The following is a 22164-nucleotide window of genomic DNA, read 5'->3' as shown; positions in this document are numbered from 1 at the left end:
CGTCGACGGCGTCGGTGAGAAGTCGGCCATCGAGGCCCGCATCTCGCAGATCAAGAAGCAGATCGAGGACACCACCTCGGACTACGACAAGGAGAAGCTGCAGGAGCGTCTGGCCAAGCTGGCTGGCGGCGTCGCGGTCATCCGCGTCGGCGGCTCGACCGAGGTCGAGGTCAAGGAGAAGAAGGACCGCGTCGACGACGCCCTCAACGCCACGCGTGCGGCCGTTGAGGAAGGCATCGTCCCCGGCGGCGGCATCGCCCTGCTGAAGGCGACCAAGGCGCTTGAAGGCCTGACCGGCGACAACGCCGACCAGACCGCCGGCATCGCCATCATCCGCCGCGCCATCCAGGCCCCGATCCGTCAGATCTCGGAGAACGCCGGGGTCGAGGGCTCGATCGTGGTCGGCAAGGTGCTGGACAACAAGGACCGCTCCTTCGGCTTCAACGCCCAGACGGAAGAGTACGGCGACCTGGTCGCCATGGGCGTGATCGACCCCGCCAAGGTGGTCCGCACCGCCCTGCAGGACGCGGCTTCCGTGGCCGGCATCATGATCACCACCGAAGCCGCGGTGGCCGACGCGCCGAAGAAGGCCTCGGCCGGCGGCGCCGGCGGCGACATGGGCGGCATGGGCGGCGGCATGGGCGGGATGGACTTCTGATCCGGAAGTTCAGCCGGCTCTAGCAGCTGAGACAGAAGAGGGCGGGTCCGGAGACGGGCCCGCCCTTTTTGGTTTGGTGTGAGGGGTGGCGCAAAGCGCAGCCGCGAGAGGCGGTCGCTTCCAAGTGTGAGCTTCTAATCTAGGGCGTTAGACGCGATCATTCTCGGATGCGATTCGTTGAGAACGGCCCTTCAATCCCTGATCAGCTACTACGAAGCCGAGACGAAGGTCAGGTTGTCTTCTTTTGTGGCGCGGGAGTGTCTCGTGCGCGTGCTAAACTCCACGATTTCCCGGGCTTAGCTAACGCAGTCGCTGATCATCTCGGTTCAGCGAGGAGCAGCCCGGCTCGTCAACTGTTGGCCGCGGCCCTCAATCAGAAACGCATCCATGGCATCGGAAGTCTGCTGCCAACGGATCGTGTATTCTCCCTATTGGAGAGAGAATTCGAGGTTGATGACGTCCGCAACGCTGTCGCTCACGCTCTGCGATATGACAGAGCTGTCGATGGTTCGGCTCACCAGTATCTGCTTGATCTAGCACGTGGTCCTGACGGCGCCGTTCGTCTCGTAACAACCAACTTTGATCGGCTATTCGAGGAGCAGGATTCCTCGCTCGAGAGGCACATACCTCCGCTTCTTCCGCGTCCCAACCGACCGCAGGAATGGTCAGGCGTGGTGTACCTCCACGGCCGCCTAGGAGATGATTTTACAGCTCCGCCAACCAAGGAGGAGTTTGTTCTTTCGAGTACAGACTTCGGTCGCGCGTACTTGGCAGACGGGTGGGCGACTGAATTTATTCGCGGTCTCATGGAGCAGTTTCAACTGGTTTTTGTCGGCTATGCGGCTGATGACCCGCCAGTCCAGTACCTCCTTGAGGCGTTGAACGGATCCGCGGATGGCCGGCTGTTTGCCTTTCAGTCTGGCCCGGCAGACGTAGCTCGATCGCTTTGGTCGCCGAAAGGGGTGGAGGCTATCGCCTACTCTGCGGACCATGAGCATCAGGCGCTCTGGGCCACCCTCGCAGCTTGGGCCGAACGAGCCCGCAGCCCTGATGCGTGGCGCCGAACCCTTCTGAGACGTGCAAAGGCTGGGCCGAGGCCAATGCAACCCCATGAACGAGGGCAAATCAAACACTTGGTTTCTGACGGGCCGGGTGCCTTGGCGTTCCTTGAAGCCAAACCGCCTGCTGAGTGGCTCTGTGTTCTTGATCCTCAAATTCGGTACGGCGCGCTCGAGAAGAGCGATGACGAGAATGAAGTCTGGAGTCCCTTTGATTCCTATGCCTTGGACGATGACATCCCGCCGTCACTTGTCGATCCGGAAACCTCTCGGCCGCGTCGAGATATGCCGCCGAACGCCTGGAGCGCGTTTGATCCGAACGAACACGACCGGGCGGGATCGTCCCTACGATCACTAGCTAGCCTTTCTGGCCCACAATCCATGAGGCATTCACCTATGGCCCCCCGTTTGGGTCGATTGGCCGCGTGGGTGGGTACCGTCTGCAATGATCCGATTACGCCGTGGTGGGCCGCGAAACAGGGAGGCCTCCACCCAGACGTCGCGGAGATGGTGCGCAGAAATCTTTCACCTCAGTCTGCTGAGAATGACGTTGGGCGCGCATGGTCTGTCATCTTCACAAGCCTCGAACATAGTCGTTCCGATTTCGATACACGCTGGTTCGAGTTCGCTGAGGAGGTGAAAGCCTTCGGCTGGGACGATGCCCGAGTTCTGCGTTGGGCAAACTTGTTGGCGCCCCGGGTCGTTGTAACGGGATACCGTACCTCAAAACCGCCAGAAGCCGCTGATGATGGCAAACGGACCTACAAAAATCGTCTGCTCGACGGCGATGTGAAATATCCCAAGGAACATGATCGCGTTGAGCCTTCGGATGGCTTCTTGATCAAAGCCTCGGAACTCGTTCGACGAAGCCTTGTTGATGCGCAAATCCTTGAAACGCACGCTAGCGGATATCTCTATCTGAACATCCCGCCGATCCGACGGGACCCAGACTTGCGTGGAGATAACTACAGCCGGGATTTCGGCATTTCGCGCCTGTTCTTCCGATATGTCCGGCTCCTTGGACGACTAGCCGCATCGAATCCCGAAGCTGCTTTGAAGGAAGCTCGAGGTTGGCCGGATGATAGGCTATTTGATCGCCTCCGGATTTGGGCTTCAGGCGAATGGACATTTTGGCCAGTCGCCGATTTCGCCAAAATGTTGCTGGCTTTGTCCAACGACGTTTTCTGGACGATGGATGGCCAGAGAGATTTCTTGCTGAGCGTGAAGGCTCGGTGGAGCGAGATCCCGGCCCGAGCTCAAGCATCTATTGTCAGCCGCATTCTGAAAGGCCCTGATCGCTTCGAGAGTGAGACCCCTTCGGATTATCGCCATCGACGAGCCTATCGCGCACTTGAGCGACTCGAATGGCTCGCAAACGAGGGGTGTGATCTCGGAGCAGGCTATCCGGCGCAAAGGAAAAAATTGATCAAGGCCGTGCGTACTTGGAAGGCTGAGTACGGCACTGAGGCGGTTCGATCGATGGAAGGAACCGTCGGTTTTGTTGGCTCGGACGAGGACCCAAAGCCATTGGAGGGCGTGCCTGCGGTAGATTTATTGTCTACCGCTGCAAGACTTGGCGCGCGCGATTGGGGCCGCCGCTTGGAAGAGAAGCGGCCCTATCGCGGTGTTGTCAATACGCGCCCCGTCCGCGCGTTCCGCGCACTCATGTTGTCTGGTCTAGGATCCGAGTTCTCGTGGGCTTGGGACGATTTCTTCTACAGTGACGGACGAAAAACCGACGGTGACCGCTTTCGAGCTCTGATCGGTTCCAGGCTTGCCCAACTTCCTGCTGCAGTCATTCGGGCAAGGATACGAGCGATAGCGCGTTGGATTGAGGTGATTGCGGAGGGGATGCCACCGGAGGGGGTTCCTTGGTTCGCCAGCCTTTGGTCCAATGTCATCGCCGCCGTTCGCGAGGACCCAACCTGCTGTCGCTCGGGAGTTCACAGTCCCGATAGAATTGATTGGATCATGCTGGCGCTGAATTCCGCCGCCGGTGATCTGGCGCAGGCTCTCATGTCCATGGGAGACCGAGTGGACGATGGGGCTTTCAACCCAATCTGGTTGGGTCGGATCGAGAGCCTCCTCGGGATTGGTGGTGAAGTCAGGCGCTACGCAAGCGTCCTACTTCTTCGGAATTTGGCTTGGTTCAACCACTGGGCCCCAGCTTGGACCGAAGAACATTTACTGGCCCTGCGACATGGCGATGATCACGACCGGGAGGCGTTTTGGCATGGCGTTCTGTCCGCGAGGACTGCGCCGCCCAAGAAGCTCTTTGCTGCGCTCAAGGACGAGATGCTCAGCCTGGCGGCAAAGCCAAACGACCATGACCGGACCGAACGCCTAGCGGGTTTTTTGCTTATCGGTTGGAGTTCGAGAGAGAAGGGCAAGGGCCGATCCATCACGAACGACGAGATGCGGGACCTATTGATTGAGGCAGGAGACGCTTTCCGCTCCCAAGTTCTTTGGCACTTGAACCACTGGAGCAAGGAAAACAGAAAGTGGAAGCTCCTGATGCGTGAATTCTTGGCCCAAGTCTGGCCTCGGCAGAGGATTGCAAAATCCCCGGCTATTTCCAGTCGCCTTTTTGATTTGGCGATAGAATCTGACCGCGCATTCGTCGCGATGGTGGACTTGGTCGAGCCGTTGATGACAACCGTCGACGGTGACGCCACCCTTCTCTTCAAGGTGAACCGAAAAACTTCGCTGGTAGAACGTCAGCCTCAAGCTCTCTTGAAGCTTCTCTTCAAAGCTCTGCCCCGGGATGCTGGACAGTGGCCTTGGGGAGCTGAGGAGGCAGTTACCCGGTTGGGGCAGCAGGCCTCCGTGGCGGTGGACAACCGAATGGTCGAGTTGCGTAGACGACTGGCGGCTCGCTGAACTCACTCCGAGTAAGTAATCGATGGGTGCCTAGCCCAGCCCCCTCCACCACGCTGCGCGTGGTCCCCCTCCCCCGTTGGGGGAGGAATGGTGAACCCCCGCCCCCGCCGCACGTTCGGCGCCCATGACCAGCCCCCACGACCCCCACACCTGCCGCCGCGCCCTGCGCGAGATCGGGGAGATCGCGGCCGTGGCAGGGCTGGCCGACAGCCAGATGAGCGACCAGGAGGCGCTGGCCAGCATAGCCGCCATCGCCGAATGGGTGCTGGAGGAAGCGCCGGGGGCGCGGGCGGATTGCGGCGATGTGGTGCGGCGGCTGGAGCGGATGACGGCCGGCGCGGACGTCGAGGCGCTGGGGGACCGGGAGGCGCAGGCGCTGTTCGGCGAGGTGCTGGCGGTGCTGGCGGGGGCGGAGACGCCGGGGCCGTGACGCTGTGCCGGCCTTTCCGGGAATTATAGTCGGATTGTGAGGGCGAAGGCGGGGGAAAACAGGGGGTTGGGCGAAAGCTGAGGCGATCTTCCGTCCGGACAAGGGGGCGGGCCTATACTGCTGCCTTTCGTCTGCCGGTCTTTGACAATCGCACCGCCGTCCCGCCGTCGAGGCGCGACCGGCCCCTGAAGCCCCCCCCAGGGCCCGGCGCTTCCATGCAGACTCTGCCGACTCCGCCCCCCGTTGTTCGCCGCCCATTCTGCGGACCCTGCCGACTTCGCCCCCCCTGTTTTTCCGGTTTCGCCCGGGTGAAACCGGGCCGTCCTGGGGAGCGGCGGCCGGAACGCGGCGAGGCGTGGCCGTGTAACCTTATCGATATCCGTGCGTTACGGCTCAGCTAACGATGAGAGGACGCATGACCAGGCGTGAGGACGACGGCCGCGACCAGGCCGAATTCGGGATTACCGGGCTGGACGACATCCTGGCCGGCGGGCTGGAGCGCGACCGGCTGTATCTGCTGGAGGGGAACCCGGGCACGGGCAAGACCACGGCGGCGATGAGCTTCCTGATCGAGGGCGCGGCGCGCAGCGAGACCTGCCTCTACATCACCCTGTCCGAGACCGAGGAGGAGCTGCGCGGCACGGCGCGGTCGCACGGGTGGTCGCTGGAAGGGATCGACATCTTCGAACTGGTCCCGCCGGAGAGCCTGCTGGACGAACAGCAGCAGCAGAGCCTGCTGTATTCGTCGGACCTCGAGCTGGGCGAGACCACGCGGATGATCTTCGAGGCGGTCGAGCGGGTCGATCCGAAGCGGGTGGTGATCGACAGCCTGTCGGAGATCCGGCTGCTGGCCCAGGGCTCCCTGCGCTACCGCCGCCAGGTGCTGGCGCTGAAGCACTATTTCGCCCGCCGGGGCGTGACCGTGCTGCTGCTGGACGATCTGACCACCGACATCAACGACAAGACGGTGCACAGCGTGGCGCACGGGGTGATCCAGCTGCAGGAGCTGGCTCCGGAGTATGGCGCCGAACGGCGGCGGGTGCGGGTGATCAAATACCGGGGCCGGCGCTTCCGCGGCGGCTACCACGACTTCACCATCAAGACCGGCGGGCTGGAGGTCTATCCGCGCATCGTGGCCTCGGAGCATCGCACCGCCTTTGACCGCAGCCGGGTCTCGAGCGGGGTGCCGGGGTTGGACGACCTGTTGGGCGGCGGCGTCGAGCGCGGCTCCAGCGCCCTGATCCTGGGCCCGGCGGGGACGGGCAAGTCCCTGTTCTCGATCAATTTCGCCGTCGCGGCGGTGGAGCGGGGCGAGAAGGCGGCCCTGTTCATCTTCGACGAGGAGCTGGGCCTGCTGTTCGACCGCATGCGCGGGCTGGGCGTCGAGCTGGAAGCGATGCGGGACGCCGGCTCGCTGATCATCGAACAGGTCGACGCGGCCGAGCTGTCGCCGGGCGAGTTCGCCGCGCGGGTCCGGGAATGCGTTTCGGAGAAGCACATCAGGACCGTCGTGATCGACAGCCTGAACGGCTACCAGGCGGCCATGCCGCAGGAGCAGTTCCTGGTCCTGCATATCCACGAGTTGCTCCAGTACCTGAACCGCCAGGGGGCCTCGACCTTCCTGACCGTGGCGCAGCACGGGCTGGTCGGCGAGATGAAGGCGCCGGTGGATGTGACCTACCTGGCCGACACGGTGATCCTGCTGCGCTATTTCGAGGCGGCCGGGCATGTGCGCCGGGCGGTCTCGGTGATCAAGAAGCGCGCCGGCGGGCATGAAAAGACGATCCGCGAATTCGATATCGGCGCCGACGGCCTGTCGATGGGCGAGCCGTTGCACGGCTTCCAGGGCGTGCTGCGCGGCGTGCCCAATTTCGTCGGTCAGGGTTCGGGCCTGATGGGCGACGCCTCGGCATGAGCCGCGGGGGGGAGCTTTCGGAACGGGCCCTGGTGCTGGCCCCCACGGGGCGGGACGCCGCCATCGCCGCCGCCATCCTGAAGGAGGCCGGGGCGCCCGCGCTGGTCTGCGACACCCTCGAGACCCTGCGCGAACGCCTCGACGAGGGCGCCGGTCTGGCCGTGGTCGTCGAGGAGGCGCTGCGCGACGGCGACCTGAGCGCCCTGTCGGCGTGGATCGAGGACCAGCCTTCATGGTCCGACTTTCCCTTCCTCGTGTTGACGCAGCGCGGCGGCAGCGTGGAGCGGAATCCGGGCGCGCAACGGCTGTCGGTCACGCTCGGCAACGTCAGCTTTCTGGAACGGCCGTTTCATCCGACCACGCTCGTCAGCGCGGTCCGGACGGCCCTTCGAGGGCGGCGGCGCCAGTATGAGGCCCGGGAGCGGATGGAGGAGATCCGCCGCGGAGAGGCGATGCTGGAGCGCCGGGTGGCGGAACGTACGGCCGAGCTGGAAGCGGCGAACCGCCAACTCGCCGCCCAGATCAGCGAGCGGGAGAAGGTGGAATCCGCCCTGCGGCAGGCGCAGCGGCTGGAGGCGGTCGGGCAGCTGACCTCGGGCGTGGCCCACGATTTCAACAACCTGCTGACCGTGATCCTCGGCAACGTCGAGCAGATGCGGAAACACGCCGAGGATCCGAAGCTGATCCGGCGGCTGGCCATGATGAGCGAGGCCTCGCAACGGGGAGCCCGCCTGACCGCCCAGATGCTGGCCTTCTCGCGCCAGCAGAAGCTGGAGCCGCGGGCGGTGGACCTCAACGAAACGGTCCAGAGCATGGGAGACCTTCTGCAGAGCACGATCGGCGGCAGCGTGCAGATCGCGGCGCCGCGCCTCGCCGAGAACCTCTGGCCGGCCATGATCGACCCGACCCAGATCGAACTGGTCGTTCTCAACCTGGCGATCAACGCCCGCGACGCCATGGAGGTGGGCGGCTCCCTGACCATCAGTACGGACAATGTGGTGCTGGGCGAGCCGGAGGCCGCCGAGGCGCCGCCTGCGGGCGAGTATGTGATGGTGTCGGTGAGCGACACCGGGTCGGGGATGACAGAGGCGGTGCGCGCCCGCGCGTTCGAGCCCTTCTTCACCACCAAGGAGGTCGGCAAGGGCTCCGGCCTGGGGCTCAGCCAGGTGTTTGGGCTGGCCAAGCAGTCGGGCGGCGGGGTCGGGATCGAGACGGAAGTGGGCCGCGGCACCACCATCAAGGTCTTCCTGCCGAGAGCCCACGAAGCGCCCGCCGGCCGGACCGCCGACGCCGGGGCGGCGCCGGCCGCCCACGACAATCATCTGGTCGTCCTCGTCGTCGATGACGACGACGCGGTTCGCGAGGTCACCGCGGGCCTGCTGACCGACCTCGGCTATAATGTCGTCGAGGCGGGGAGCGGCGGGGCCGCGCTGGACCTCATCGAACAACACGGGGAGATCAGCGCCGTCGTGCTCGATTTCGCCATGCCCGGCATGAACGGCGCGGACCTGGCGCGGGAGCTGCGGGCCCGGCGGCCCCGGGTGCCGATCCTGTTCGCCACCGGCTATGCCGACGCGGAGGCCCTGATGGGCGTCGGCGATCACCAGATCGTCCACAAGCCCTTCGTGCAGGCCGAACTGGCGCGCAAGCTGTCGCGGAGCTTCACGACGGCCCGGGACAGGGAAACGCGGCCCGGCGTGCGACTCTCGTAGCCGACGGATACGGTCACGGTTCGGCAACCGAATTCGAGGAGAGGCGTTGCAGCCGCTCGCGGATCAGCGATGGGGGAGGTCTTCATGCGTCATTTACGGCGGGGAGCCGCCGCGGCGATCCTACTTGTCCTGCCCGGCGTCGCCCGGGCGGAGGAGTCGACGGCTGTGGTCGCGACCGCAGGCGCCGACGGGGTCGCCCGGCTCTCGCAGCAGCTGGTGGCGGCCCGGTTCGACGACCAGGATCTGTCGCGGCTGTCGCTGGAAGAGCTGTCGATGGTCGAGGTGACCTCGGTGTCGCGCCGGCCCGAGGCGCTGGCCGATGCGGCGGCGGCGATCTTCGTGATCAGCGCCGACGACATCCGGCGCTCGGGCGCGAGCAGCTTGCCGGAAGTGCTGCGGCTGGCGCCGAACCTCAATGTGCAGCGGGTCAACGCCGTCGACTATGCGATCAGCGCGCGCGGCTTCAACGGCTATGAGACCTCGAACAAGCTGCTGGTGCTGGTGGACGGGCGCAGCATCTATTCGACCCTGAGCTCGGGCGTGTTCTGGGACGCCCGGGACGTCATGCTGCAGGATGTCGAGCGGATCGAGGTGATCAGCGGGCCCGGCGGGGCGTTGTACGGTTCGAACGCCATGAACGGCGTGATCAACATCATCACCCGCGGCGCGGCCGAGACCCGGGGCACGCTGGTCAGCGTCGGCGCCGGGGACGACGATGCCGCCTGGGCCCTGCGCCATGGCGGCGACCTGGGCGGCGCCGGCGCGTGGCGGGCCTATCTGATGGGCCATGTGCGGGGCGAGAGCCGGGCCCTGACCGGGCAGGAGGCCAACGACGACGCCGAGGGCATGCGGGCCGGAGCGCGGGCGGACTGGGCCGTGGGCGAGAACCGGCTGACGCTCCAAGGCGACATGTTCGACAATCAGGTGGCGGTCAACGAGGACCTGCTGGGAACCGAAACCCATGTGCGGGGCGGCAATCTGCTGGGCCGCTGGACCCGGCCGCTGGCGGGGGGCGAGCTGCAGGTCCAGGCCTATTTCGATCGCCACGAGCGCGAGGAGCCGGGCACGCTGGAGGAGTCGGACACGTGGGATCTGGCGGTTCAGCACGCGACGGACTTCGGCCGGCACCGGCTGGTGCTGGGCGCCGGCCACCGGGTGGTCGATTCCCGCTTTGACGCGGCGCCGGGCGGAGCCTTCCTCGATCCGGCCCAACGGACTTTGACGCTGACCAATATCTTCGTGCAGGACCAGATCGCCCTCCGCGAGGGACTGACCCTGACGCTGGGGGCCAAGTTCGAGGACAACAGCTTCTCGGGCCAGGAATTCCTGCCCAATGTCCGGCTGGCGTGGCATCGGCCCGGCGGGGATCTGCTGTGGGGCGCCGTCAGCCGCGCCAGCCGCACGCCCAACCGGATCGAGCGCGACCTGACCCTGCCCGGCTTCCTCGTCGGGGCGGACTTCCGCTCGGAGACGGTGACCGCTTACGAGCTGGGCTACCGGGCCAATCCCGTCCCGCGAATGTCGTTCTCGGTCAACGCCTTCTACAACGTCTACGATGACCTGCGGACGGTCTCGATCACGCCGGCGACGTTCTTCCCGCTGCACCTCAGCAACAACGGCGAGGCGACCACCTGGGGCGTCGAAGCCTGGGGCAGCTATGACGTTTCGCCAGCCTGGCGGGTGAGCGCGGGGCTGAGCACCCTGACCAAGGACTATGACGCCACCCTGACGCCCGACGACATCAGCGGTCTGGTCTCGATCGGCGACGATCCGGACCACCAGTTGCTGCTGCGGTCGCAGCACGATCTGACCGAGGCGGTCGAGCTGGACGTCCGGCTTCGGGCGGTCGACGACCTAGCCGCGGTCGACGGCTATGTCGAGGCGGACGCGCGGCTGGGATGGCGGCTGACGGACCGGCTGGAGCTGTCGCTGACGGGGCGCAACCTGCTGGAAGACCGCCGGGTCGAGACCGGCGACCCGGTTCGCGCCCGGGCGTTCGGCCGCAGCGTCTTCGCCGCCCTGCAGGCGAGGTTCTGACATGGGCCCGGGGCGGCGGTTCATCCTGGTGCTTGTCGCCCTGTCGTGGAGCCTGTCGCTCCCGGCTTTCGCCGCACCCGTGCCCGCCAGCCTCGAGTATTCGGTCAAGGCCAACTACCTTGTGCGGTTCGCCGCCTTCGTCGACTGGCCCCCGCAAGCGTTCGCCGACAGCCGGTCGCCGGTGGTGCTGTGCGTCGCCGGCCGGGATCCGTTCAACGGCGCCCTGGATCGTGCGGCGCGCGCCCAGACCGCCCATGGGCGCCCGCTGATCGTGCGACGGCCCCGCACGGCCGAGGCGGCCGCCGGCTGCCACGTCCTCTACCTCGGGCGTGGCGGAGCGAGCCTGACCCCGGGCGGTCAGCGGGCCGTCCTGCTGGTCACCGACGCCGCCGTATCGGCGGACCGGGGCATGATCCATTTCGTCATCGACGACGACCGGGTGCGATTCCACATCGACCTGCAGGCGGCGTCGCGCAGCCGACTGTCGATCAGCTCGCGCCTGCTCAATCTCGCTCTCAGCGTACGGGGAGGCTGAGACATGCCCTGGGTCGCCCGTCTCCGCTCCAGCCGCTTCCCCATAGTGGCGCTGGCTTCCCTGCTGGTCCTTCTGATCGCCGGCGTGGTCATCGCGGTGGTCAACGAGCAGTCCCTGAAGCTGCAGACCGCCCGCGAGGCCGGGGCGCAGGCGGACCTGCTGGCCTCGGCTGTCAGCGGGGCCCTGGCGTTCGACGACCGGCAGGCGGCGCAGGACTACGTCAACGCCGTACAGATCAATCCCAGCGTGCTGGCGGCGGCGGTCTATGACGAGGAGAACCAGCTGGTCGCCAGCTTCGTGCGGCCCGGAGAGAGCCCCTCATCCGCCCTTCCGGACGAGGGGCGCGCCACCATATTCGAGGACGACCGCCTGCACGTGGTCAGGCCGGTCGAGCAGGCCGGGCAGAGGCTGGGCGCCGTCCATCTGCGCCTGCTGCAGACCCCGCCCGCGCAGCGGTTCAGCCGTTACGCCGGCCTGCTGCTGGTGCTGGGGCTGGCGGCGCTCGTCGTCATCGTCCTGGCCGTGGCGCAGGGGGCGCTGCGCCGCGCCAACCGCCAGCTCGCCGACCGCGCCGCCGATCTGGTGCGGACCAACAGCCTGCTGCAGCAACAGATGATGGAGCGGGAAAAGGCCGAGGAGGCCCTGCGCCAGAGCCAGAAGATGGAGGCGATCGGCCGGCTGACCGGCGGAATCGCCCACGACTTCAACAACCTTCTGATGGTGGCCTCCAGCGGCATCGAGCTGCTGGACCGGACGGAAGACCCAAAGCGCCGGCAGGCGTTGAGCGCGGGGGTCAAACAGGCGGTCGAGCGCGGGGCGGCCCTGACGCGACAGCTGCTGGCCTTTGCACGGCGGTCGCCGCTGCGGGCCGAGGTGCTGGACCTTCGGACCCATATCGAGGGCCTGCGCTTCTTGCTGGAGCGGTCGCTGCGGGAGGATATCGAGGTGGTGCTGGACCTGTCCTCCGACCTGTGGCCGGTCGAGGCCGACCGCGGCGAACTGGAACTGGCCCTGCTGAACCTGGCGGTGAACGCCCGGGACGCCATGCCCCAGGGCGGGCGGCTGACGGTCTCGGGCCGAAACCTGACCGGAGAGGACGGCCGGCCGGATCGGGTCTGCCTGACCATCGCCGACACCGGGGCCGGCATGTCGGAGCTCGTCGCGTCGCGGGTGTTCGAACCCTTCTTCACCACCAAGGCGGTCGGGCGCGGGACCGGCCTGGGCCTGTCACAGGTCTATGGCTTCGTGCGCTCGTCGGGCGGCGACATCAGCGTGGTGTCCCGCGAGGGCGAGGGCGCGACTTTCACCCTGTGTCTGCCCCGCACCGAAAAGACTCCGCTCGCGGCCGAGCCGGCCGCGCCGCTCGCGGACGGGGCGGCCGCCGCCAGACGCAAGGGCGGCGTGCGCCTGTTGCTGGTCGAGGACGACGACGCCGTCGCCGCCGGGGTCGGTCATATGCTGGGCGACCTCGGCTATCGTCATGTGCGGGTGGCCAGCGCGGCCGAGGCCCTGGCGATGCTGGAGGAGGACAGCCGCTTCGACCTGGTGTTCTCGGACATGGTGATGCCGGGCGAGATGGACGGCCTCGGCCTGGCGCAGGAGGTGCGGCGGCGGCTGCCCGATACGCCGGTCCTGTTGACCACCGGCTTCAGCGAGGCGGCCTCGGCCGCGACGGGCGAGGCCTTCCGCCTGCTGCCCAAGCCCTATGGCATCGACAGCCTGTCCGAAGCGCTGGCCGCGACCTTGGCGGAACGGGCGACCTGAACGAATCCCGGTCCCGCCGCGTTCGAGTCCGCGAACACCGGATGAGGAGGCGATCATGGCCGCGAGACCGACCTGGCAGGGGCATCTGAAGCTGTCGCTGGTGACGTGCCCGGTGGCCCTCTACACGGCGACCTCGTCGTCGAGCCACGTCAGCTTCCACCTGATCAACCCCGAGACCAACAACCGCATCAGAATGGTGCCGACCGACCCGGACGCCGGGCCGGTCGAACGGTCGGATCTGGTCAAGGGCTATGAGGTGTCGAAGGACGAATACGTCCTGTTCGACGACGAGGATTTCGAGAAGGTCCGGCTGGAGAGCACCCGCACCATCTCGATCGACCAGTTCGTCGACAAGGACGACATCGACCGTCTGTACTGGGACGATCCCTTCTATGTGGTGCCGGAGAAGGGGGTCGGAGCCGAGGCCTTCGCGGTCATCCGCGACTCGATGAAGGCCGCCGGCAAGATCGCCATCGGCTGTCTGGTGCTGCGCGGGCGCGAACGGCAGATCGCGCTGGAAGTGCGGGGGAAGGGGCTGGTCGCCTACAGCTTGCGGCCGCACGACGAGGTGCGCGACGCCGATGACTATTTCGACGACATCCCGGCGGTGAAGGCGGACAAGGACATGGTCGACATCGCCACCCGGATCATCGCCCAGAAGGAGGCCGACTTCGATCCGACCCAGTTCAAGGACCGCTACGACGAGGCCCTGAAGGAGATGATCAAGGCCAAGCAGAAGGGCGGCAAGGGGCTGGTCGAGGCGCCCGAGCCCGACGACACCAATGTGGTGGACCTGATGGCGGCGCTGCGGGCCAGCCTGAAGGGCTCGGCGGCCGGCAAGCCGCCGGCGAAGAAGGCGGCCGCCAAGAAGCCGGCGGGGAAGAAGAAGGCGGCGTGATCGCCGCTCAGAGAACCTTCTTCAACACCGGCCTGAGGTTGACCGCGCCGGCGCGGAAATCCTTCCACGGGTCGGGCTTCTTCAGCAGGGCGGCGGCGTCGTGGAGGGTGAAGGCGGCCGGATCGAGGCCCTTCTTCACCTGACCCCACGACAGGGGGAAGGCGAGGCCGGCGCCGGGGCGGGCGCGGGGGGACCATGGGGCGACCGCCGTGGCCATGCGGCCGTTGCGCAGATAGTCGAGGAAGATCTTCCCGCCGCGCGCCTTCTTGGCGAGGGTGGTGGTGAAGTGGTCGGGATCGGCGGCGCGGACGCGTTCCGACACCGCCTTGGCGAAGGCCTTGCACTGGTCCCATTCGATACGGCTCTTCGCATCGGCGAGGATGGGGACGACGACGTGCAGCCCCTTGCCGCCGGTGGTCTTGACGAAGGGGTTGAGTCCGAGCCCCTCCAGTTCACGCCTCAGCACCTTGGCGGCGGCGATGACGTCGGCGAAGTCGAGGCCCTCGTCGGGGTCGAGGTCGAAGGTGACCTGGTCCGGGGTCTCCGGGTCGCCGGGCTTGCAGCCCCACGGGTGCAGCTCCAGCCCGCCGGACTGGCCGATGGCGACGAGGCCCCCGACGTCGATGACGCCGATGTAGGGTTTGCGCTCCTTCACATCGATCAGCTTCAGCCGCGGGTTGGAGCCGGGCATGGCGTGGCGCTGGAAGAATTTCTCGCCGGTGATGCCTTCCGGCGTACGGATGATCGAGACCGGGCGATCCGCGACGTGCGGCAGGATACGTTCGGCGGCCATTTCATAGTAGCGGACCAGTTCCGCCTTGGTGATCGCGGGCTTCCCGTCGGCGGCGGGCCACAGGACCTTGTCGGGGTTGGAGATGGTGACGCCGGCGACGACCAGCTTTCCCCTGCCCTTGCCCGCGGCGGCCCCTTCGCCGGGCATGACGAGCGGGACCGCGCCGGAATGGCGGCCCGGCTCCTTCGCCGGGTCGGAGGGGGCGTGGGGGCGTTCGGTGACCTCGGCCGGCGGCTTGTCCTCGCGCAGCCCCTTGAAGGCGGCATGGCGCAGGGAGCCGGTGTCGGTGTAGCCGCCGTGCTCGATCTCGGCGACCAGCACGGGTTTGACCCAGTGGGTGGTGACGCCGCCGGCGCGGGTCCTCCTCGGCGCGTCCTTGCCGGTGAAGGGGCTTGTGTCGGTTTCCGCCGCCTTGAGCTTCGGCAGCAGGGTCTTGAGCAGGGTCTGGTTGTAGCCGGTCCCGACGCGGCCGAGGTGGCGCAGGCCGCCCTTGTCCTGCACGCCGACGATCAGGGAACGGAAGCGGCCGCCGCCCTCGGAGGTCCAGCCGCCGATGACGACCTCGTCGCCGCCCCGGCATTTGGACTTGAGCCAGGTGGTCGAGCGGCCGGCGTGATACGGCGCGTCCAGCTTCTTGGAGATGACCCCCTCGAGGTCCATGCGGCAGGCGCTCTCGAGGATGGCCTGGCCCGTGGTGGCGAAATGGTCGACGTAGCGGATGCGGCCACGGGCGGCTTTCGGGATGCGGTCGATATACGCCTGCAGCCGGGCCTTGCGGTGCGACAGCGGCAGTTTGCGCAGGTCCTCGGGGCCCTCGAACAGCAGGTCGAAGGCGAAATAGACGAGGTCGGCCGTTTCGCCGCTGGAGATGGCCGCTTGCAGGGCCGAGAAGTCCGGCATGTGGTTTTCCGCCAGGGCGCAGAGTTCGCCGTCGACCACCGCGTCCGGCCATTCGGCGGCGTCGGCGGCCAGTTCGGGGAATTTGTCCGACCAGTCGAGCCCCTTGCGGGTGCGGACGACGGCGCGGCCGCCGCCCGAGGCGACCTGCAGGCGATAGCCGTCGAACTTGATCTCATGGGCCCAGCCGGTTCCGTGGGGCGGGTAGTCGGCGATCTTGCACAGCTGGATGGGGACGAAGGCGTGGAGCTTCGAGGCCTTGCTCGCCTCGGCCGGGCGGGCCTCCGGTTTCGGCGGCGCCGCGCGGGTGGTCTTCTTCGACGAGCCCCATTGCTTCTTGCCCTCGGCGATCTCGGCCAGGCTGCGGCCGGTGGCGATCGAGGCGTCGATCTCCATATTGGCGTCGCCCTCGCCGGGGACGGCGAATTCGTCCTTCTCCTTGATCAGCAACCAGTTGTTGCGTTTCGACGGCTTGCCGCGGTCGGTCTTCATGCGGATCAGGGCCCATTTGCCCTGCAGCCGCTCGCCGTGGACGATCATCTTGACGTTCCCGCGCTTGAAGGCGTCGGTCAGGTCCTCCTCCTGCGGCTCCCAGGTTCCGCGGTCCCACAGCTGCACCGTCCCGGCGCCGTAGTTGCCGGCCGGGATGGTCCCCTCGAAGGTTCCGTAGTCGAGCGGATGGTCCTCGACCTCGACCGCCAGCCGTTTGACAGCCGTGTCGCGCGACGGGGCCTTGGTGACGGCCCAGGACTTGAGCACGCCGTCCACCTCGATACGGAAGTCGTAGTGCAGCCGCGTCGCAGCGTGGCGCTGGATCAGGTAGGTCAGTCCGGCCTTGCGCGCCCGGCCCTTCCTGCCCTGCGGCTCCGGCGTGTCGCCGAAATTCCGCTTCGTCCTGTAGGTCTCAAGCTCGCCGCGCACTGGCGTCTCCCGTCCCTGACCGACCGGTCAAGGACGATGAACGCCCCGGAGCGGGATTCGCTCAGTCCTCATCCTTCGGTTCGTCGGACGAGGTCTCGCCGCGGGCGGCGGCGCGTTTCTCGGCCTTGGCGGCGGCTTTTTCGGCGGCCTTCTTGGCGTCAGCGCGCTCGCGCTCCATGCGTTCGAAACTGTAGTTGGGCTTACGGGCCATCGGCGGGTCTTCCTTTCCGGCGCGGACGCGCCTGACGCGGTGCGCCGGGAGAACGCCGGAGTGCGGCGCAGGGATGCGTACAAGGTGGGGCGCCGCAGCCCCCGCAACAACCGTCAATCGACGGCGACGACCTCGACCGTCTGCCCCGCCACCGTCGCCTCGTCGCCGACGCCCTTGCCGATCAGGGCCACGGCGAGCGGGGAGACATGGCTGACCGAGCCGGCGGCGGGGTCGGCTTCGTCCTCGCCGGTGATGCGCCAGGTCTGGCGGCGGCCGTCCTCCCGCTCGATCGTCACCGAGCCGCCAAAGCGGACGCGGCCGTCGGCTTCGGTTTCGACCAGCTGGGCCGAGGCGCGGCGGGCGGACCAGTAACGCAGGTCGCGGGTGGCCCGGGCCATGGCGGTGCGGTCGGCCTCGATCGAGCCGTGGGCCTGGGCGGCGCTGTAGGCCGCGCGCGCCGAGGCCAGGGCGGCGTCGATCGCCGCCAGACCCTCGGGGGTGACGAGGTTCGGGTGGGGCGAGATCGGACGGTCGGGGAGGTCGGCGGCCGTGGCCTCCAGATCTTCCTCGCGGGTGAAGGCGACGCTCATGGGGAGGAAGCGTATGCCGGTCGCAGGCGTTCCGGTCTACAAAGGGCCGATGAGTTCTCCAGACAAGACGGTGCATGTGATCGGGGCCGGCCCGGCCGGGCTGATGGCGGCCGAGCGGCTGGCCCGGGCCGGCGTGGCCGTTGTGGTGCACGAGGCGATGCCGTCGGCGGCGCGCAAATTCCTGATGGCCGGGCGGGGCGGGCTGAACCTGACCCATTCGGAGCCGCTGGAGGGGTTTACGGGCCGCTATGGCGAGGCGTCCGGGACGGTGGGGGCGTGGCTGGAGCGGTTTTCGCCGACGCATCTGATCGGCTGGGCCGAGGGGCTGGGCCAGCCGGTGTTCACCGGATCGTCGGGGCGGGTGTTCCCGCGCGCAATGAAGGCCTCGCCGTTGCTGCGCGCGTGGCTGGGGCGGCTGACCGAGCTCGGCGTCGAGGTGCGGACCCGGTCGCGCTGGACCGGCCGCCGCGACGGGGGCTGGGTGTTCGAAACGGCGGACGGCGAGCAGGTCGAGCGGCCCGACGCGGTGGTGCTGGCGCTGGGCGGGGCGAGTTGGCCGCGGCTGGGCTCGGACGGCCGCTGGCGTGAGCCGCTGGAAGCAGAGGGGGTCGAGGTGGCGCCGTTCCGGCCGTCGAACGTGGGCTTCGACGTGGCGTGGTCAGAGGTCTTCGCGGAGCGGTTCGCGGGGCAGCCGCTGAAGCCGGTCGCCCTGACCTTCGGCGAGACGACGGTGCGGGGCGAGGCGATGGCGACCCGCTACGGGCTGGAGGGCGGGGCGGTCTATGCCCTGTCGGCCCCGCTGCGCGATGCGATCGAGCGGGACGGGACCGCAACCTTGACCGTCGATCTGCGGCCGGATTTGACGATCGAGGCCCTGGCCGGTCGGCTGGCGAAGGGGCGCGGCAAGGACAGCGCGTCCAACTGGCTGAGAAAGGCCGCGGGGCTGTCGCCGGTCGCGGTCGGGCTGCTGCGCGAGATTCCGGGCGAACTGCCTGCCGGGGCCGACAAGCTGGCGCGGCGGATCAAGGCCGTGCGGCTGACCCTGACCGGAGTGCAGGGACTGGCGCGGGCCATCTCCTCGGTGGGCGGGGTGCGGCTGGACGGCGTGGACGAGCGGCTGATGCTGAAGACCCTGCCAGGCGTGTTCGTCGCCGGCGAGATGCTGGACTGGGAGGCGCCGACCGGCGGCTATCTGCTTCAGGCGTCGCTTGCCTCGGGCGTGGTCGCGGCGGAAGGCGTGCTGGACTGGCTGGCGGAGGACAGTAGGACAGGGGCATGACCGACCTCCCCGAGATTCACGGCGTCTGCCCGCCCCGTTTCGCCGCCGTGAAGGACGCCTTCGCCGCCAACTTCACCGACGCTCCCGAGGGGCTGCATGAACTGGCCGCCGGTTTCAGCGTCTGCATCGAGGGCGAGACGGTGGTCGACCTGCGCGCGGGCTGGGCTGACACCGCCCGGACCCGCCCGTTCGAGGCCGACACGCTCGTCCCGGTGTTCTCGACCGGCAAGGCGGTGATGGCGATGCTGATAGCCCTCGCCGTCGAGCGAGGCCTGCTGGACTATGAGCGGCCCGTGGCCAGCTACTGGCCGGCCTTCGGGGCGGCGGGCAAGGAAACGGTCACCGTCGGCCAGCTGATGAGCCATCAGGCGGGGCTGCCGGGGTTCGACGAGGCGGTCGAGCCGAGCCTGTGGTTCGACCCGACCTCGGTGCTGGAGCGGCTGTGCGCCCAGGCCCCGATGTGGGCGCCGGGGACCGCCAGCGGCTATCACCCGATCACCATCGGCTATCTGGCAGGCGAGCTGTTCCGCATGGTCGACGGGCGGACCATGGGCGCCGCGCTCCGCGAGGAGTTCGCCGGGCTCGACCTGTGGATCGGCCTGCCCGAGGTCGAGCACGACCGCGTGGCCCAAATGCGCAAGCCGACCTCCGCGCCGGATCTGGGGTCCATCGACGCGGTCAAGCGCTCGGCCTTCCTCGACAAGGGCTCGGCGCCCGGCGGGCGGGGTTCGACCGAATGGCGGATGATGGAGATTCCCTCGGCCAATCTGCATGGCACGGCGCGGGATCTGGCGCGGCTGATGACCGTGCTGGTCGCCGGGTCGTTCGAGGGGCGGGAGATGCTGTCGGAAGCGACGCTGGCGGCCGCGCGGCGCGAGCGCATCCACGGTCAGGACCGGGTGCTGCCGTTCGTCATGGGCTGGGCCGCCGGCTGGACGATGAACGCCGGGCTGGAGGTGTTCGGGCCGAACCCCGACGCCCTCGGCCACTACGGCTGGGGCGGCAGCTGCGCCTGGGCCGATCCAGAGGCGCGGCTGTCGGCGGCCTATGTGATGACCCGCCAGTCGCCGCACCTGATCGGCGACCCGCGGGCGGTGCGGCTCCAGAAGGCGCTCTACTCCGCCTTGTGACGGCCGGGCGCCGTCAGCCCGCCGATGACGCCAGACAGGGCCGCCAGGCCCGCGCAGGTCAGGATCACCACGCGGAAGGCGGCGTGGAAGGCGTCGCGGGCGGCGGGCTCGAGATCGGCTCCGCCCATCACCTCGCCCAGCAAGGCGCGCGCGTTCGGGCTGTCGACGCCGGACAGGAAGACCGCGGACAGGATGACGCCGAGCAGGGCGATGGCCAGCAGGGCGGCGATGCGGGCGACGGCGTTGTTGATCCCCGAGGCGACGCCTGTGCGCCCCTCCGGCACAGCGCCCATGACGGCGGCTGTCAGGGGACCGACGGCCAGGGTCATGCCGACGGCCAGCAGCATCATCCCCGCCAGCGGCCCGTCGACATAGCCTGCGCCGGGCGCGGGCACGGCCAGCAGGGCGAGGCCGACACCCGCGAGTACCGGGCCAAGACTCAGCGACAGCCTGGCGCCGAAGCGGTCGGCCAGCTTTCCGGCGTAACCCGAGAACAGGCCCATGATGACGGCGAAGGGCAGCATGGCCGCGCCGGCGAGGGTGGCGCTCCAGCCGTGCACCCGGATCAGGTCGAAGGGCAGGAAGAACATGGCCCCGCCCAGCGCGAAATAAAGCAGCAAGGTCAACACGTTGATTCCGCTGAATACGGACGAGCGGAACAGGCCCGGCGGCATCATCGGGTGGCGTTGGCGGGCCTCGGCGAACAGGAAGGCGGCCAGCAGGAGCGCACCTCCGGTGAGGCCGGTCAGGATCGCCGGGTCCGACCAGCCGATATCGGGAGCGGCGGTCAGGGCCCAGGTCAGGGCGCCGAGGCCGGTTATGGCCAGCAGCGCGCCGACCCAGTCGAGCCCACGGGCGTCCGGATCACGGCTCTCCGGCACCACCCAGAGCGTGATCACCGCCGTCAGCAGGGCCAGCGGAACGTTGATCCAGAAGATGAGGCGCCAGTCGGCGGCGTCGGCCAACCAGCCGCCGACGAGGGGCCCGATCATGCCGAACAGGGCCCCCGCCCCTGCCCAGGTCCCGAACGCCTTGCCGCGCTCCTCCGGCGGGAAGGCCGAGCCGATGACGGCGAGGGCTCCAGGGGTCAGCAGGGCCGCGCCGACGCCCTGGACGGACCGGCCAACGATCAGCAGCTCGACCGTGGGGGCGAGGCCGCAGGCCACGGAGGCGAGCGCGAACAGGGCGACGCCGATCAGGAAGACCTTGCGGCGGCCGAAGCGGTCGCCCGCCGCCCCTCCGATCAGGACCAGGGCGCCGAGGGTCAGCAGATAGGCGTTGGAGACCCACTGCGCCGCCGCGGGGCCGGCGCCGAGATCGCGCTGGATCGCCGGCAGGGCGACGCCCAGCGCCGAGCCGTCGATGAAGGTGAGGCTGGACCCAAGGACTGTGGCGACCAGAATCCAGCGCTTGCGGGACGCCGGCAACGGGCGATCCGGCGCGGCCGCCGCGCGGACCTGGCCTTCTTCGCACGGGCCGCGTTGGACGACGGACATGGGCGCCCTCCGGGTTGGGGAGCAGACGCTAGGCCGGTTCCGCCGCCCGCTTCAAGGCTTGCCGCGCCGCCCGGACCCGGAAATACGCCGCCGCTGCGAACACCCCGGCGCCGCCCCAGATGAAGACGAACGACAGGATGCGCAGGGGCGTCAGCGCCTCCCCGGCCCAGACGCCGACGATGAACTGCAGCGTCGGGGCGAGGAACTGGATGAAGCCGATGGTCGACAGCGGCAGGCGCCGGGCCGACCAGGCGAACAGGGCCAGCGGCAGCACGGTGGCCGGACCGTTGGCGAGAGCCCAAAGCGTGTTGGTCGGGCTGTCGAAGGCCACGCCGGCGCCGGTGTGCTGCAGCCACAGAACCCAGGCGAGGCCGAACGGGACCAGCAGCAGACATTCGACCAGCAGGCCGGCCTGGGCGTCGATCGGCACGCGTTTGCGGATGACGCCGTAGGTGGCGAAGCTGATGGCGAGGACGATCGAGATCCACGGCGGGCGGCCGAGGGCGAGGGCCTGGAACAGCACGCCGATGGCGGCGAGGCCGATGGCGATCCAGCCCCAGCGGTCGATCTTCTCACGGAACAGCCACAGACCGACAACCATATTGAGCAGCGGGTTGATGTAGTAGCCGAGGCTGGCCTCCAGCGTCGCGCCATGGGTCGTGGCCCAGACATAGACGCCCCAGTTCAGGCCTATGAGGACGGTCGAGAACGCGAGCCAGGCCAAGGTCTTCGGCGAGGTCAGGACGGCGCGCACCTGACCGCCCTGCTTCGCCAGCCAGACCAACAGGCCGGCCACCGCGACCGCCCACAGGGCGCGGTGGGCGAGGATCTCCAGCGAGTCGAAGCCGGCCGCCGCCTGCCCCATGAACAGCAGGGGCATGATCCCCCACAGGGTGTAGCAGGCGAAGGCCGACAAAAGGGCGGCGCGGCCCTGATCGGAGCCGGTGACGGTGGCCATGG

16 protein-coding genes and 1 pseudogene are annotated in these 22164 nt (G+C 68.2%); 12 read left to right on the top strand and 5 right to left on the bottom strand.

What is annotated here, in order from left to right; genetic code table 11:
- The 10 genes and pseudogenes from V6M45_RS13360 to ku all read left to right on the top strand — a co-directional run.
- On the top strand, positions 1–658 hold a 658-nt coding region (locus V6M45_RS13360), incomplete at its 5' end, for a TCP-1/cpn60 chaperonin family protein (RefSeq protein WP_332657028.1).
- 167 nt (positions 659–825) lie between these two features.
- Positions 826–1620 (top strand): annotated as a pseudogene (locus V6M45_RS14325) (SIR2 family protein); the annotation flags it as partial.
- Between the two features lie 138 nt (positions 1621–1758).
- Positions 1759–4596: a hypothetical protein gene (locus V6M45_RS13355; protein ID WP_332657027.1), complete on the top strand. Its 2838-nt coding sequence runs from the start codon at positions 1759–1761 to the stop codon at positions 4594–4596.
- Positions 4597–4720: 124 nt separating this feature from the next.
- A complete protein-coding gene (locus V6M45_RS13350; protein ID WP_332657026.1) occupies positions 4721–5026 on the top strand; it encodes a hypothetical protein in 306 nt (101 codons plus the stop codon).
- 415 nt (positions 5027–5441) lie between these two features.
- Positions 5442–6941 carry an ATPase domain-containing protein gene (locus tag V6M45_RS13345; protein WP_332657025.1) on the top strand — a complete coding sequence of 500 codons (1500 nt, stop codon included), beginning with the start codon at positions 5442–5444 and terminating at the stop codon, positions 6939–6941.
- Positions 6938–8653 carry a response regulator gene (locus tag V6M45_RS13340; protein WP_332657024.1) on the top strand — a complete coding sequence of 572 codons (1716 nt, stop codon included), beginning with the start codon at positions 6938–6940 and terminating at the stop codon, positions 8651–8653. The genes V6M45_RS13345 and V6M45_RS13340 overlap by 4 nt, the downstream gene beginning before the upstream one ends.
- Positions 8654–8737: 84 nt before the next feature.
- Complete coding sequence (locus tag V6M45_RS13335) at positions 8738–10690, top strand: TonB-dependent receptor plug domain-containing protein (RefSeq protein WP_332657023.1); 1953 nt, start codon at positions 8738–8740, stop codon at positions 10688–10690.
- 1 nt (position 10691) lies between these two features.
- Positions 10692–11225 (top strand): YfiR family protein, encoded by a 534-nt coding sequence (locus tag V6M45_RS13330; protein ID WP_332657022.1) that lies wholly within the window; start codon positions 10692–10694, stop codon positions 11223–11225.
- A gap of 3 nt (positions 11226–11228) precedes the next feature.
- Positions 11229–12989: an ATP-binding protein gene (locus tag V6M45_RS13325; RefSeq protein ID WP_332657021.1), complete on the top strand. Its 1761-nt coding sequence runs from the start codon at positions 11229–11231 to the stop codon at positions 12987–12989.
- 55 nt (positions 12990–13044) lie between these two features.
- Positions 13045–13887, top strand: coding sequence for a non-homologous end joining protein Ku (gene ku, locus V6M45_RS13320; RefSeq protein ID WP_332657020.1), 843 nt, complete (start codon positions 13045–13047; stop codon positions 13885–13887).
- A gap of 7 nt (positions 13888–13894) precedes the next feature.
- On the opposite strand, the gene ligD is transcribed toward ku, so the two are convergent.
- The 3 genes from ligD to greA all read right to left on the bottom strand — a co-directional run bounded on the left by ligD (position 13895) and on the right by greA (position 17299).
- Entirely contained in the window at positions 13895–16498 is a 2604-nt protein-coding gene (gene ligD, locus V6M45_RS13315) for a DNA ligase D (RefSeq protein WP_332657019.1), read from the bottom strand.
- 61 nt (positions 16499–16559) lie between these two features.
- On the bottom strand, positions 16560–16709 hold the full coding sequence (locus tag V6M45_RS13310; protein WP_332657018.1) for a hypothetical protein: 150 nt from the start codon (positions 16707–16709) through the stop codon (positions 16560–16562).
- A gap of 113 nt (positions 16710–16822) precedes the next feature.
- Positions 16823–17299: a transcription elongation factor GreA gene (gene greA, locus V6M45_RS13305; RefSeq protein WP_332657017.1), complete on the bottom strand. Its 477-nt coding sequence runs from the start codon at positions 17297–17299 to the stop codon at positions 16823–16825.
- Positions 17300–17312: 13 nt separating this feature from the next.
- On the opposite strand from greA, the gene V6M45_RS13300 reads away from it, so the two are divergent.
- Both V6M45_RS13300 and V6M45_RS13295 read left to right on the top strand, forming a co-directional pair.
- Positions 17313–18578, top strand: a complete 1266-nt coding sequence (locus V6M45_RS13300; RefSeq protein ID WP_332657016.1) for an NAD(P)/FAD-dependent oxidoreductase — start codon at positions 17313–17315, stop codon at positions 18576–18578.
- On the top strand, positions 18575–19708 hold the full coding sequence (locus V6M45_RS13295) for a serine hydrolase domain-containing protein (RefSeq protein WP_332657015.1): 1134 nt from the start codon (positions 18575–18577) through the stop codon (positions 19706–19708). The genes V6M45_RS13300 and V6M45_RS13295 overlap by 4 nt, the downstream gene beginning before the upstream one ends.
- Here the strand turns inward: V6M45_RS13295 and V6M45_RS13290 are convergent.
- Positions 19693–21204, bottom strand: coding sequence for an MFS transporter (locus tag V6M45_RS13290; RefSeq protein WP_332657014.1), 1512 nt, complete (start codon positions 21202–21204; stop codon positions 19693–19695). The two genes, V6M45_RS13295 and V6M45_RS13290, sit on opposite strands and share 16 nt — an antisense overlap.
- Before the next feature lie 28 nt (positions 21205–21232).
- Entirely contained in the window at positions 21233–22162 is a 930-nt protein-coding gene (gene rarD / locus V6M45_RS13285; protein WP_332657013.1) for an EamA family transporter RarD, read from the bottom strand.
- Between the last annotated feature and the right edge of the window lie 2 nt (positions 22163–22164).

The organism is Brevundimonas sp. (assembly GCF_036676055.1).
In the GTDB taxonomy this organism is placed as follows: domain Bacteria; phylum Pseudomonadota; class Alphaproteobacteria; order Caulobacterales; family Caulobacteraceae; genus Brevundimonas.
Note: the sequence above shows the minus strand (reverse complement) of the source record. Positions and strands in the feature narration are given on the sequence as shown.